The sequence below is a fragment of the Thermosynechococcus sp. genome (genome assembly GCF_046299655.1).
In the GTDB taxonomy this organism is placed as follows: domain Bacteria; phylum Cyanobacteriota; class Cyanobacteriia; order Thermosynechococcales; family Thermosynechococcaceae; genus Thermosynechococcus.
Map to the genome: position 1 here is coordinate 1 of NZ_JBKBHZ010000019.1, position 14,226 is coordinate 14,226.

General features: G+C 53.8%; 10 protein-coding genes and 1 pseudogene. 6 read left to right on the top strand and 5 right to left on the bottom strand.

Translation table 11 applies throughout. The features are described from left to right. Positions 1 to 109 precede the first annotated feature (109 nt). Positions 110 to 1,318 (top strand): annotated as a pseudogene (locus ACK4HN_RS10605) (hypothetical protein); the annotation flags it as partial. A gap of 5 nt (positions 1,319 to 1,323) precedes the next feature. Here the strand turns inward: ACK4HN_RS10605 and ACK4HN_RS10610 are convergent. Further along, positions 1,324 to 2,502: a DNA double-strand break repair nuclease NurA gene (locus ACK4HN_RS10610; RefSeq protein ID WP_409870198.1), complete on the bottom strand. Its 1,179-nt coding sequence runs from the start codon at positions 2,500 to 2,502 to the stop codon at positions 1,324 to 1,326. Between the two features lie 117 nt (positions 2,503 to 2,619). Between ACK4HN_RS10610 and dxr the strand changes: the two genes are divergently transcribed. Together dxr and ACK4HN_RS10620 are read left to right on the top strand one after the other, a co-directional pair. Next, positions 2,620 to 3,807 (top strand): 1-deoxy-D-xylulose-5-phosphate reductoisomerase, encoded by a 1,188-nt coding sequence (gene dxr, locus ACK4HN_RS10615; RefSeq protein WP_409870208.1) that lies wholly within the window; start codon positions 2,620 to 2,622, stop codon positions 3,805 to 3,807. 41 nt (positions 3,808 to 3,848) lie between these two features. Next, positions 3,849 to 5,057 carry a 4-hydroxy-3-methylbut-2-enyl diphosphate reductase gene (locus tag ACK4HN_RS10620; protein WP_409870200.1) on the top strand — a complete coding sequence of 403 codons (1,209 nt, stop codon included), beginning with the start codon at positions 3,849 to 3,851 and terminating at the stop codon, positions 5,055 to 5,057. On the opposite strand, the gene rlmB is transcribed toward ACK4HN_RS10620, so the two are convergent. Together rlmB and ACK4HN_RS10630 are read right to left on the bottom strand one after the other, a co-directional pair. Further along, the gene (gene rlmB / locus ACK4HN_RS10625) at positions 5,054 to 5,917 is read right to left on the bottom strand and encodes a 23S rRNA (guanosine(2251)-2'-O)-methyltransferase RlmB (protein WP_409877616.1); all 864 of its coding nucleotides are present in this window, start codon (positions 5,915 to 5,917) and stop codon (positions 5,054 to 5,056) included. The two genes, ACK4HN_RS10620 and rlmB, sit on opposite strands and share 4 nt — an antisense overlap. A gap of 79 nt (positions 5,918 to 5,996) precedes the next feature. Further along, on the bottom strand, positions 5,997 to 7,568 hold the full coding sequence (locus tag ACK4HN_RS10630; RefSeq protein ID WP_409877617.1) for a glycoside hydrolase family 3 N-terminal domain-containing protein: 1,572 nt from the start codon (positions 7,566 to 7,568) through the stop codon (positions 5,997 to 5,999). 259 nt (positions 7,569 to 7,827) lie between these two features. On the opposite strand from ACK4HN_RS10630, the gene ACK4HN_RS10635 reads away from it, so the two are divergent. After that, on the top strand, positions 7,828 to 7,971 hold the full coding sequence (locus ACK4HN_RS10635) for a hypothetical protein (RefSeq protein ID WP_409850693.1): 144 nt from the start codon (positions 7,828 to 7,830) through the stop codon (positions 7,969 to 7,971). 779 nt (positions 7,972 to 8,750) lie between these two features. Here the strand turns inward: ACK4HN_RS10635 and sat are convergent. Continuing rightward, complete coding sequence (gene sat / locus ACK4HN_RS10640; protein ID WP_409850695.1) at positions 8,751 to 9,947, bottom strand: sulfate adenylyltransferase; 1,197 nt, start codon at positions 9,945 to 9,947, stop codon at positions 8,751 to 8,753. 98 nt (positions 9,948 to 10,045) lie between these two features. Here sat and ACK4HN_RS10645 point away from each other — a divergent pair, with 98 nt between their 5' ends. Together ACK4HN_RS10645 and ACK4HN_RS10650 are read left to right on the top strand one after the other, a co-directional pair. Next, complete coding sequence (locus tag ACK4HN_RS10645; RefSeq protein ID WP_409877618.1) at positions 10,046 to 10,942, top strand: alpha/beta fold hydrolase; 897 nt, start codon at positions 10,046 to 10,048, stop codon at positions 10,940 to 10,942. Positions 10,943 to 11,079: 137 nt separating this feature from the next. Continuing rightward, positions 11,080 to 13,506: a sucrose synthase gene (locus tag ACK4HN_RS10650; RefSeq protein ID WP_409869331.1), complete on the top strand. Its 2,427-nt coding sequence runs from the start codon at positions 11,080 to 11,082 to the stop codon at positions 13,504 to 13,506. Positions 13,507 to 13,547: 41 nt separating this feature from the next. Here ACK4HN_RS10650 and ACK4HN_RS10655 read toward each other — a convergent pair whose 3' ends face one another. Next, a complete protein-coding gene (locus ACK4HN_RS10655) occupies positions 13,548 to 14,192 on the bottom strand; it encodes a response regulator transcription factor (RefSeq protein ID WP_409869332.1) in 645 nt (214 codons plus the stop codon). Positions 14,193 to 14,226 lie beyond the last annotated feature (34 nt).

Consider the following 14,226-nt stretch of genomic DNA (forward strand, 5'->3'; position numbering starts at 1 on the left):
AGCTATGGGGGCGAGCGTAAACCGTCCTGGCGGTCCTTGGTTGTCTTGCCAGATAACTGCAGGGCTACTGAAAGCCCGCGCTGTAGCTTAGCTCAGCGTCGAGTAGTTTACTGACATGATGATTCAAATCCAGCAGTACAACCCGCACACACAGGGTTATGAACTAAGTCTAATGCCCGTGATTCGTTTTCCCAATTTTAGCGATCGCACAGCGGATATTCCCCTTGAGCGGTTCTTTATCCTTGTGGGCAATGAAAAGGGCAAGCCACTCCAACGGGTGAACCTCAAGGAATATCTCAGCAACTTTCGCAACTATCTCCACAACCCGCGATCCTGGGCAGGGAATCGTCGCTCCCTTTTGGCCGATCGCGATAGCCATGTCTTGGTGAGTGCCCAAGCCTGTTTCCTACCCATTCCGCCCCAGGGGGAAGCCACCTTTAACCCTGTCCTCTTTAACTACCAGAGCTACGCAAAACATCCAGCAGTTTTGGCCATTCTCGTCACCCGCCAAGGCACCAGTGCCACCGTCATTGACAACACGCGGGACGCCTTTGAAGCGGGGCGAACGTGGGGGCAGCGACTGTTTTTCAACAAAAACGGCGAACGGGCGAGCCTAGTGGGACAGCGTGCCCGCGACTTTGGCCTCAGCAGCGGCCAAGGTGAAATGACCTCCGCCCAAGCGGAAGCCGCAGGGATGAATATGGTAATGCTCATTCAAGTGCCCCTAAAGCAAGCACCTCGGCCACGCCCGCCAATGCCAATTTTCTCAGTACCAGAATCAAAATTGATGGAAGGGATGTCCACTGCCGCTCGCTCTAATGTGGAGGCCGCGGTAATTAGCCATGGCAAGGTGGAAGGTCCCTTTACCGAGATTGATGGTCTGCCCATCGAGCGGGATCCCCGCTTCCCCTTTCGGGTCACAGTGCAATTTTACAAGGCCACCGACAATGGCGTTGTCTCTGCTGCGGATATGCGGCACATCAACGATCAAATTGCCAAGGTCTATCGCAATGCGGATTATGTGGGCAGTCTCGTCATTGATGGGGATACTGGCCGACCCACGGAATACATGGGTAGTAAGCAAGAACTTTCAGGCTTGTCAACAAATCTTGGTTCAAGCCCACATGTCATCAACGAGGTGACAAACCTGAACCCCCCCAGCTGGTGGGAGGACTTTTGGCAACGGCACCAACAAAATACCGGTCAAACCCGCGAAGAAGCCCTAGAAATGTTGCGGCGATTGCGGGGCAAGGACTGGATGCCAAGGTCGCAGGGGGAACTAGAAGAGGCTTTGAAGACGCTACAAAATTCCCCCTAATAAAACTAACGCCGCTGCTGCTTACTCACCCATTTGCGGCTAAAGCGCAGTTCCATGCCGACGCTTTCTGCCCAGACTTGTAATTGCTTGAGGAAGGCTTGGCGATCGCTCCCTTGCAGAACGGCCAATTGATCGGCAGCTTCGAGGGCATAGGGATAGCCTTGACCGCTAATCAGTTCGCCACAGAGCCAGCGAATCACCTGATCCAGTAAACCCGCCTCGTAGATCCACAAGGGGAGTTCCAAACGCACAGGGTAGCCCTGATGCGCCTTGAGGTAGCAAAAGCCAATGCCCCTCGCCCAATCGCCGTACTCTTTCAGGATACCGCCGCGATCGCAAATAAACAGCGGCGAGCGATCGCCCCACTGGGTCAAAACGGAATTCAATAACTGCGCATCGGAAAGATAAGGGCTAGGCTCAAGGTGGGCAAGATGTCCCAGCAGGGTTACTAAATCCCGCGCTTGGGAGCTATCAATGTAGGCGACCACTGGAATGCGTTGCTGCGAACTGGCTTCTAAGATCTGGCGCAGGGCTGCCACATAGCGTGCTTGCCATTCGGGGGCATAGGACTCGGCAAACGTGGCCACAAAGGAGCCATCAAACAATAGGAATGCAGGTGCGGTTACCTCGGCCATGCGCTGCCGTAGGGTTTTTAGTTCCAGTTCAAAGCGGCGCAGGTGAATATAGCGTTCTTGGAAGCGATAGATTTGCGGCTGTCGCAACTGTTCTTCCGCTTGGCGCAGTTCCGCTGGTGTAATCAGTTCAAGGACAATTTCCTTAGCGTAGGGGCGATCGCCCCTGTGGGGATTCAGAAACCAGCCCGCTTGAACCACCCCCACGGGCAACAATAGCTCCTCACTGGGCACAATCTGGGAACCATCTACCGCAACGGTGGTGACATCCATGAGTTGAGTCATTGCCCACTCCCGTGCCGCCTGCCGATGGGGCCACTGTACCCCCAAGGGAATGCGCCACCCCTGATGCCAAGGTTCAATGGGACGTGCTCCCCAATCGGTGATCTGCGGATCCATGGCAGCGGTGATGTCGGGAATGGTTTGTTGCTGCCATGTCTTTAGAGCCTGTTGATAGGCCTGTCGCACCTGAGCCAAGGCGGTGTCATAGCTGAGAAATTCAGCCTTTTTATGGTTGAGTTGCTGCACCAGTTGGGAAAGGGGTAACACCATGCTTGGGAAAGACTAGAGAAACGCCTGTTGCTATTCTCATCGGAATAGGTATGGGTTTGCCTTGTGTCCCCTCCTGCGGTAGATATTAAGGTGTCCACTGACCCTCTCCCAAAAACTGTGAAGGCACTCAATCTTCTTGGCTCCACTGGCTCCATTGGCACCCAAACCCTCAACATTGTTGCCCAATATCCCGATCGCTTTCGGGTTGTTGGCCTTGCAGCGGGGCGCAACTTGGCGCGACTCATTCCGCAAATTCGCCAATTTCAGCCGGAGATTGTCAGTATTGCCGATCCCAAGCAACTGCCGGAGTTAGAGGCGGCATTGGCTGATCTGCCCCAAAAACCGCAACTGGTGGCTGGGGAAGCCGGTATTGCGACGGTGGCGGCCTATGGGGATGCCGATGTGGTGGTAACTGGCATTGTGGGCTGTGCGGGTCTGGTGCCGACAATCGCCGCCATCAAAGCGGGCAAAGATATTGCCTTGGCGAATAAGGAAACGCTGATTGCTGGCGCGCCAGTGGTTTTGCCCTTGCTCCAAGAGTACGGAGTCAAGCTATTGCCTGCGGATTCTGAGCACTCGGCGATTTTTCAGTGTTTGCAGGGGGTGCCCGAGGGAGCACTGCGGAAAATTATTCTCACTGCTTCTGGGGGGGCTTTTCGTGACTGGCCGGTGGAGAAGCTCTCGCAAGTGACGGTGGCCGATGCCCTCAAACACCCCAACTGGTCAATGGGACCCAAAATTACCGTGGACTCAGCGACCCTGATGAATAAAGGCCTAGAGGTGATTGAAGCCCACTACCTCTTTGGCATGGACTACAACAATATCGAGATTGTGATCCATCCCCAAAGCATTATTCACTCGCTGATTGAATTGCAGGATACCTCGGTGCTGGCGCAGTTGGGCTGGCCGGATATGCGGTTGCCGCTGTTGTATGCCCTCTCGTGGCCAGAGCGAATTCCCACGAATTGGTCGGCACTGGATCTGGTGAAGGCGGGGGATTTGACGTTTCGATCGCCGGATCACGAAAAGTATCCCTGCATGGGGCTGGCCTACGCTGCGGGTCGTGCTGGCGGGGCGATGCCGGCGGTGCTCAATGCGGCCAATGAACAGGCAGTAGCCCTCTTTATTGCCGAGGCCATTTCCTTCCTTGAGATTCCGCGACTCATTGAGATGACCTGCGATCGCTACTCTGCCCAAAACATTAGCAACCCTACCCTAGAGGACATTTTGGCCGCTGATCGCTGGGCGCGAGAAACGGTACAGGCGTTGGCACAACGGGGAGTTAGCCCCATGGTTGCCCTGTAGAGTGTGTCAAAATACCATCAGACTGCTTCAGAGGAGAGCCAATGGATACCCGCGCATTCAAGCGATCGCTACACAGTTCAGAAAACTACCACCGCAAAGGCTTTGGCCACGGCGAGGAAGTCAGTCAGCAACTGCAGGGAGAGTATCAAAGTACGCTGATTCAGCAAATCCGCGCCAATGGCTATCGCTGGCAGGAGGGGGATGTGAAGATTCGTTTGGCGGAGGCCTTTGGCTTTTGTTGGGGGGTAGAACGTGCCGTTGCCCTAGCCTATGAAACCCGCACTCACTTTCCCACGGAGCGCATCTGGATTACGAATGAGATTATCCATAACCCCTCAGTGAATGAGCGCCTACGGCAAATGGCGGTGGAATTTATCCCCGTCGTCAATGGAGCAAAGGACTTTAGCGGCGTGCGCCAAGGGGATGTGGTGATTTTGCCCGCCTTTGGTGCCAGTGTTCAGGAAATGCAACTGCTGAATGCGCGCGGCTGCACGATTGTGGATACCACCTGCCCATGGGTCTCGAAGGTGTGGCACAGTGTGGAAAAGCACAAAAAAGTGAGCTTCACCTCGATCATTCACGGCAAGTACAACCACGAAGAAACGATCGCCACCAGCTCCTTTGCGGGAACCTATTTGATTGTGCTGAATCTTGAGGAAGCCCGCTATGTCTGCGATTACATTCTCAAGGGGGGCGATCGCGAGGCTTTCATGGCCAAGTTTGCCAAGGCCTGTTCTGCCGGCTTTGATCCCGATCGCGATCTGGTGCGGGTGGGCATTGCCAATCAAACAACGATGCTCAAGGGGGAAACGGAGCAGATCGGCAAATTGTTTGAGCGCACGATGATCCAAAAATACGGTCCCGATCGCCTCAACGAGCACTTCATGAGCTTCAACACCATTTGCGATGCCACCCAAGAACGCCAAGATGCCATGCTGAACTTGGTCAAGGAACCCTTAGATCTGATGGTGGTGATTGGTGGCTACAACTCCTCAAATACGACCCACCTCCAAGAAATTGCCGTTGAGCACGGCATCCCTTCCTACCACATTGATTCTGCCGATCGCATTGGGCCGGGGAATCGCATTGAGCACAAGCCCCTGCATCAGGAGCTGACGGTGGCTGAAAACTGGCTGCCGGATCGGCCCATTACTATTGGCATTACCTCCGGTGCCTCCACTCCCGATAAGGTGGTTGAAGAGGTGCTCAATAAAATTTTTGCCCTGCGCTCTGTGGCAAGGGTGGCCTAGGCCTCTCGCTCTTGGGTCAAATCCCAGGCGGGCGATCGCTGGCAACTGATCTCGTAGAGGGCAATCCCCACTGCCACTGAGGCATTGAGGCTTGGGGTGCGCCCCGCGAGGGGAATCGCAACCATTTCATCACAGTGCTTTTGGGTTTGCAGGCTAATCCCTTCCCCTTCACTACCGACGACAAAAACGGTGGGGCGATCGAAGGTGATTTTGGGCAGGGGCACGGCTCCCCGCTCTGAGAGGCCATAGATCCAGTAGCCTGCTGCCTTCAGGGTTTCAAGGGCTTGGTTGAGGTTGATTACCCGTACCACCGGTAAATACTCCAAGGCACCTGCGGCTGCTTTGGCCACCGTTGCGGTAATGCCCACAGCGCGGCGTTGTGGAATAATCAGCCCCTGCATGCCGAGGGCCTCAGCGGTGCGGATCATGGCACCGAGATTTTGCGGATCTGTAATGCCATCGGCAGCCAAGAGAACGGGTTGACTCACGGTTGCGGCCTTGGCCAAGAGATCCTCAAGGGACCAATAGTTATAGGCCGCCACCTGAATTGCAATCCCCTGATGTCGTCCCCGCTGGCAGAGTTGATCGAGGCGTTCGGGGGTCACGGTATCAATAATCGCCCCTTGCTGCTTGGCCTCATTCAAGCGTTGATGAAAGCGTGGATCGTAGCGCAGTGAGGGAATGACCCAAATACGGTTACAGGGGCGGCCACTTTCAAGGGCTGAGAGCACGGCATGGCGGCCATAGAGGAGTTCGGCGGCCTCCTCCGCCGCGGGGGGAGTTGGGGTGTGTCGCCGGGAGCGAGGAGAACGGATTGCTGTCGGGCGATTTTTTTTGCGAGGACGAGGTTTCTCGGTCATGAAGAATCCCTAAGATGGCTCAGGTGTTCGCTAAAACATTGCCAAGGGGCGATCGCCATCATAAAAGATCGCGAAACCTTTAGGAGCTGCCTTTTGCCAAGTGGCTCAGGGCCAGATCTTGGGCAATGCGGTCGTGTCCATAGCTAAAAACGCGGGGCACGTCGGGGTGCAGATGCCGGGCAATCTCGCGGTAGGCATAGGGACTGCCATAGACCACCAGACCCGCCAGTTGATTTTGGGTTTGCAGTCGTTCGAGGGTGGCGATCGCTGGCCCACTTAAGCCCGCTTTGCCTCGAAAGGGATTGCCGCGACTAAACACCTGCACTAAGGTCGGTGCTTTGGGAAAGCCTGCAATCATGGTGAGAGGCGTTTGCTGATCAATCGCCACCCGTTGCTTAAATCCCCACTTGGGGGGCAGGGTCAAGGCCGCACAAGTACGCTTCAAGAAGCTGGCGTGCAGGGCATCATCCACTATCAGGCAATTTACCCCTGAGATCACGGGTTGCAAGGCTGGGCCAGCCCGCTCCAAACTCTCCTGGGCAATGGCGGTGGCCACCTCAAGGGCAGGTGTGGTTTGGAAATAGTCCAACCGTAATGCTAGGGGCTGAAGGCGAGCCTTGGCGGCTTGAATGCGGGCGACAGAGTCCCGAATGCGTTCAGGAGGAATCCGCCCTGACTCGACGGCGGCAACCACCGCTTCAATAGCTGCTGGGGGATCCAAGGGCATGAGCAAAATATCGGCACCCGCTTCTACGGCTTTAACGGCGGCTTCAGCGGTACCGTAGGTGTTGGCGATCGCCCCCATGACCAAGGCATCGGTCACAATGAGACCCCTAAATCCCATCTCTTGGCGCAGGATGCCCGTGAGAATCGGAGGAGACAGAGTGGCGGGTCGTGCCGCATCTAGGGCAGGGAGATGCACATGGGCACTCATGACGGCATCCACCCCGGCGGCAATGGCAGCAACAAAGGGCGGCCATTCAACGGCTTGCAGGCGATCGCGAGCGTGGGGAATTACGGGGAGTTCCAAATGTGAATCCGTGGCTGTATCCCCGTGGCCGGGAAAGTGCTTTGCCGTTGTTAGCACTGGATAGGCGCGTGCCCCTTGAATAAATGCGGTTGCGAGGCCACTCACAATGTCTGGCTCTTCGCCAAAGGCACGCACATTAATCACCGGGTTCGCAGGATTATTATTTACATCCACCACTGGCGCGAGAACCCAATTCAACCCAATGGCTAAAGCCTCGGCTGCGGTGTATGCTCCCATTTCCCTTGCAAGGTCAATTGCCCGTTCGCGGTTCTTTTGGGCAATGGCTCCCAAAGCTGCCGGCGGGGGAAATTGTGTGGCGCCACTGAAGCGCTGACCGACCCCCTCCTCAATATCCGCCGCTAGTAATAGCGGAATCGTCGCCCAAGATTGAAGTTGCCGACAGCGTTCTGCCACTTCGACGGCACTGCCCCCCAAGAGAATGACCCCCCCTACGCCCCAGTCTTTAATCCAGTGTTTTAAGGTGTCTTGGGGCGGCTCCCAAGTGGGGTACTGAATCTGGCGATCGTAGAGGTAGCCGCTGGCTCGCACCACCACCATCTGCGCCACCTGTGCCCGCAGCGAAAGATCAAAAAGATCAACAAGAGGGGGAATCAATGTCATCGGTGTAATCGCATTTAGAACAAAATTTCACAAATCAATAACTTCCTTATTCAGCATATAAAAAATTGTCTCCAACTCTCTCAGGGAACTGGCCTGATTTTTTATACTAAAAGTACAGCCTTTACCTAATGATCTTGAATGATCTTTAGGGGAAGTCCAATTGTGTTGCTTCACGAGAGCAAGTTTCAAATCTTTCCTGCGGTGTTCAATCATTAAGCCAAAGACTGGAGCCTAAATCGCTTTCTTTAGGAGTTGACCTATGCTAAAAGCACTACGTGAGAAACTACAAAGTATGATGGTCTTTTTGATGGAGGCATTTGGGCGCATCTTCACCCCTCGAAATGATCACTATCCTTCTACAGGAGCACAGCCCTTTACGGGAACGCCCGCCCGTAAGAGTTAGTTACTGCCTGACACAAGCATAATCCCTGTAGAGACTTTACAGGTAAAGATAACTAGTATTAGTTCTGCATCAGCTCTGCCATAGCGACAAGCAGGGGGCTGGTGCAATTTTTTATGAGCTTGGGGCGATCGCCGGAATTGTCAAAATGCAGAGATAGCACTCAAGGCTAAGGATACCACTAAAAGGACGTAACCGCTGAATCTAACGGCCTATTACAGAATCGGTTAAGGAATATTTCAGATATTGAATTTCCAGTTAACATTTGAGCGTTCCCAAAGACCTATGCTAACCTAAAAGTAGGCACAGAAAGAAAGGTTAACGATAAGAGTGAACTTAAGGCTTGTGCCTCCCAGTCCTTGAGTTCGGGATAAAGCAAGGTTACTCCAAGATAAATCTCACTCCTGTCTTGCGGGTAACATCACAATTCATCCTTTGAGCTTCACCGTTGTGTATTTGTCCTCTCGCTTTATCCAGCCTTATCGTTTGTGTGGTTACTGCCGAAGTCCCCCATCCTGTCGTCCATGGGAGTTAAGGCAAACTAGGTAACCTCTCAATATCCAAGGTCGTCAACGTTGACAGCAGTCCATTAACTCATTACCTAGTGTCCATGCTCCAAACCTGATCGGTTCAGATCATGTAGTGGGGGGTTGGATCGCTAGGTAGAACCACACTTTGTCCACGTTAGTTGTTGAGTTAATTCGTCATTGCTAACTTCGTTAGGGGTCTTGCTGCCGTCAGCTTGACCCCCTCGTTTTGTTTGCTTTTAGACTGCTTTTAAGCTATGGAGTGAGTTGCGGTTGTCGCATGGCGCGTGCCAGTTCTGCCGCCACCTCTGGTCGCGAAAACTCTGGGGGGGGTAATTCTCCCCGGCGCAGCATTTCCCGTACCTTGGTGCCGGAGAGGTGAATGCGCTCTTCCGGTTTGCTGGGACTGGTTTTACTGGTGGCCATCGACTGGGTGCGGGTGCAATAGAAGGCATGCTCAAATTTCAAGGGAATAATCCCTAGGGCTGCCGGATCAAATTCATCAAAAATATGTTGGGCATCGTAGGTGCCATAGTAATCCCCTACGCCCGCGTGATCCCGACCGACAATGAAATGGGTACAGCCGTAGTTTTTGCGCACAAGGGCATGGAAAATGGCCTCCCGTGGTCCGGCATAGCGCATGGCTGCTGGGTTAATGGCCAGCACTACCCGATCCTTAGGGAAGTAATGTTCCAAGACAATTTCATAGCAGCGCATGCGCACATCGGCGGGAATGTCATCCTCCTTGGTGGCACCCACAAGGGGATGCAAAAAGAGACCATCGACAATTTCAAGGGCACATTTCTGGATATATTCATGGGCGCGGTGGATGGGGTTGCGAGTTTGGAAACCGACAATGGTGCGCCACCCTTTTTCACGGAAGAGGGCACGGGAATCTACCGGATCAATGCAATAGTTGGGAAATTGGGGATGGGGATGCCGCTCTAGGAGCCAAATTGGGCCTGCTAAGTTGACGTCTCCCTGTTCATAGAGCACCTTGACGCCGGGGTGTTTGTCATCCTCGGTGCGATAGACACAGCGAGCCTCACGGCGTTTGTCATAGGTGTATTTTTCGGTGAGTTCGAGAATGCCTAAAAACTGACCCGCTGCATTATCCAGACGAATGGTTTGGCCAATTTCTAGGGGAGATGCCACCTCAGCACTGACAGAGAGGGTGATAGGAATAGACCACGGCAGGCCATTGGCAAGGTACATTTCCTCAACGACTCGCTCGTAGTCGGCCTGTCCCATAAAGCCCGTCAGGGGACTAAAACCACCAATGGCAATAAGTTCTAGATCAGAGACGGCGCGCTCATCAAGAGTCACGCGGGGCAATTCATCGGCACGGGCAAGCCAAGCCTGTTTTTCTTCAGCAGAAAGGATGCGATTCACGAGAGTGCCGCCGTGGGGGGCGATCGCATCCTTTGTTTGTACGGTTACGGATGAACTCAAGGTCGAACTCCTTTTGGGGCTAAATGAACGCGTTGCAAAACTTCAAAACTTCATAAGATAGAAGTCATTATTGGACGAATGGGTGCAGGAGACAACGGGTGAATCCCTATCGATATGGCGTACAGCGGGAGTGGTGCTGGCGGGGATGGTACACTCGCTATAGTTTCTGGCAGCCCGCTTCCTCTGGGGGAACACCGCTGATCCTGCTCCACGGTTTTGGGGCATCTCTACGGCACTGGCGATACAATTTGCGGGTTTTGGGAGAGCATCAGCTGACCTATGCCCTTGATTTAATGGGGTTGGGGGCAGCAGAAAAGCCCATTGCGGCCTATGGGGCTGAATTTTGGGCGGCTCAGGTTCATGCCTTTTGGCAGCAGATTGTCGGGCAACCGGCAGTGATTGTTGGCAACTCCATTGGCGCGTTGATTGCCCTCACCTGTGCTTACTGCTACCCAGAGATGGCGGCGGGAGTGGTGATGCTCAGCTTGCCGGATCCAGCGGTGCGTGAGGAACTGATTCCAAGGGCGATCGCTCCCCTACTCAGCGGAATTGAACAGATTTTTACGGCTCCTTGGCTCCTGCGCACTCTTTTTTACCTCGTTCGCCGGCCCCCTGTTGTCAAACGCTGGGCACAACTGGCCTACGCCAATCCCGCCTGTGTGGATGATGAATTATTGGACATCTTGCTCACCCCTGCCTATGACCGCGATAGCGATCGCGCCTTTGTGCAAATAACCCGCGCCATGAGTCGTCCAGATTTTGGCCCTAGTGCTAAAACGATGCTCAAAACCTTGTCCCAACCCCTATTGCTCATCTGGGGTAAACAGGATCGCTTCATCCCGCCGATGTTGAGTCAGCAGTTTCAACAGGTACAGCCGAGGATGCAGGTGATGATGCTGGATCACACGGGGCACTGTCCCCACGATGAGCAGCCCGATCGCGTCAATGGTCTGATTTTGGACTGGTTGCGCAGCCAAGCACTTACGGGGGGTTGAGTTCTACCCTCCGACAATCTACCGAGTGGGCGGGGGAAGCCGTCACTCCCTCAAATGGACCCCACGCCAAGGGATAGAATGGAAACGGGCTGGGCCGCCGAGCCGTCTCCCCTAAAAGCTGCATTGTGAGTGCGCCAATGACTTCTGTACTCCTCCAATCCGTTGTTGAAAGTGATGAACGTAGCGATCTGCGGCAGTTTTCACGAATTTTGCAGTTGGGGGAAAAACGCTATCTTCTGCGCAATGAAATTTTGACGGCCTTTGCGGAGTACTGTCGGGAACACGATCGCCCTGTGCCTACCCCCTCAGAATCGCGCCTCAGCAAGCTGGTCTTTTACACCCAAGAGATCATTATTGACAACGAAAGTCTGTGTTGGATTATTCGCCCCCGCATTGCCCAGCAGGAGGTGTGTCGGTTACTCATAGAAGATTTGACGATCGTGCCGATGACAATTCCCGAGCTACTGGATTTGCGCGATCGCCTGGTGAATCGCTATCACCCGAATGAAGGGGATATTTTTGAGATTGATGTGCAACCCTTCTATGACTATTCGCCGGTTATCCGCGATGCCAAAAATATCGGTAAGGGGGTGGAGTTTCTCAACCGTTACCTGTCCAGTAAACTCTTCCAAGACCCCCGCCAGTGGCAGCAGAACCTTTTTAATTTCCTGCAGATTCACCGCTACAACGGCTACCAGCTCCTAATCAATGAGCGCATCCGCTCACCCCAGCAGCTCTCAGAACAGGTGAAGCAAGCCCTTGTAGCCCTGAGCGATCGCGCCCCCGACGAGGCCTATAGTGAGTTTCGCTTTGAATTACAGAACTTGGGGTTTGAACCCGGTTGGGGGAATACTGCAGCGCGAGTGCGGGAAACTCTGGAAATTCTGGATCAACTCCTCGATTCCCCCGATCACCAAGTGCTGGAGGCCTTTGTCTCGCGGATCCCGATGCTCTTTCGCATTGCGCTAATTTCTCCCCACGGCTGGTTTGGTCAAGAGGGGGTGCTGGGGCGACCCGACACGGGTGGGCAGGTGGTCTATATCCTCGACCAAGTGAAAAGCCTTGAAAAGCAAATGCGCGAGGATTTAGAACTAGCCGGGTTGGGGGTACTGGCGGCACGGCCGAAAATTATTGTCCTGACTCGTCTGATTCCCAATGCCGAAGGGACGCTGTGCAACCAACGCCTAGAGAAAATCTACGGCACCCATGATGCTTGGATTCTGCGGGTACCTTTTCGGGAATTTAATCCCAAGGTGACGCAAAACTGGATTTCTCGCTTTGAAATCTGGCCTTATCTGGAAACCTTTGCCATTGATGCGGAGCGAGAGTTGCGTGCCGAGTTTGGCCATGTTCCCGACCTAATCATTGGCAACTACTCCGATGGCAACTTGGTGGCCTTTTTGCTGGCACGGCGCCTCAAGGTGACCCAGTGCAACATTGCCCATGCCCTTGAGAAATCTAAATACCTCTTTAGCAACCTCTACTGGCAGGACTTAGAGGATAAGTATCACTTCTCCCTGCAATTTACGGCGGATCTGATTGCCATGAATGCTGCCAACTTTATTATCAGCAGCACCTACCAAGAGATTGTGGGAACCCCCGACAGTATTGGCCAGTACGAGTCCTATCAATCCTTTACCATGCCTGACTTGTACCATGTGGTGAATGGCATAGAACTCTTTAGCCCAAAATTTAATGTCGTGCCACCGGGGGTGAATGAACAGGTTTACTTTCCCTACTACCACTACACAGAGCGACTGGAGGGCGATCGCCAGCGGTTAGAGGAACTGCTCTTTACCCTTGAAGATGCGCAGCACATTTACGGCTACCTCGAAGACCCAAACAAACGTCCTATCTTTTCAATGGCGCGCTTGGATCGGATCAAAAACCTCACCGGGCTGGCAGAGGCCTTTGGCCGTAGCAAAGAGTTGCAAGAGCGCTGTAATTTAATTTTGGTGGCGGGCAAGCTGCGCACCGAAGAGTCCAGCGATCGCGAGGAAATTGCCGAAATTGAGAAGCTCTATCAAATCATCCACGCGTACAATCTCCACGGCAAAATTCGTTGGCTAGGGATTCGTTTACCGAAAGCAGATTCGGGGGAAATTTATCGCATCATTGCCGATCGCCAAGGGATTTTTGTCCAGCCTGCTCTGTTTGAAGCCTTTGGCTTGACGATTCTCGAAGCGATGATCAGTGGTCTGCCCACCTTTGGCACGCGCTTTGGCGGTCCTTTGGAAATTATCCAAGATGGGGTGAATGGCTTTTATATCAACCCCACCCACCTAGAAGAAATGGCGGAAACGATTGTCCGCTTTTTAGAGGCTTGCGATCGCGATCCTGACCAGTGGCAGCGGATTTCCAAAGCTGGTATTGAGCGGGTCTACAGCACCTACACTTGGAAAATTCATTGCACACGCCTGCTTTCGCTGGCTAAAATCTACGGCTTTTGGAACTTCTCCTCGCAGGAGAACCGCGAAGACATGATGCGCTATATGGAGGCGCTCTTCTATCTGCTCTATAAACCCCGCGCTCAAGCCCTATTGGCAGAGCACATGCAGCGGTGAGATTGGTTTCGCTACTAGGTAGGAAGCTCCGCGAGAGGATGTCAAACGTAATGGTAATCGATCGCCCAGCGAGCCAATTCAGTGCGATTGTGGCACCCTGTTTTCCCCAGCATATTGCTGACATGGCTTTCCACCGTACGCTGACTCAGGTGTAGCTCTGCGGCAATTTCACGGTTCGACATGCCCCGTGCCACATATTGGAGAATGCGCGTTTCTGTGGGGGTGAGTTCGACACTAGGGGACGGTGTGGGCACAGGCGGCGTTTGCAGACCTTGAGCTTCCCGCAGGCGAGCCGTTTGCTTCAGGAGAGCTTGGATTTGAGCAAGGAGTTCATCCGGTTCAAAGGGCTTGACCAAGTACACATCCCCGCCAGTCTGTAGCCCCTTAATGCGATCGTGGGTTTGCCCCTTGGCTGAAAGAAAGAGCACCGGCAACCAACTGAGGTGTGCTTGTTGTCGCACTGCGCTCACAAAGCTATAGCCATCCATCTGCGGCATCATCACATCACAAATAATTAAATCGGGCGTCTGCTGCTGAAGAATGGCTAGCCCCTCCTTCCCATGGGCTGCCGTCAGCACCCGGTACCCCTGCATTTCAAGGTAATCCTTCACCAAGAGGACAAGATTGGGGTCGTCATCTACTAGGAGAATCGTGGCATTTTGCGCAGGGGACGCCTCAAGGTTCATACAGTTTGGGCAGTCGACGGTGCTGGTGGAGGGT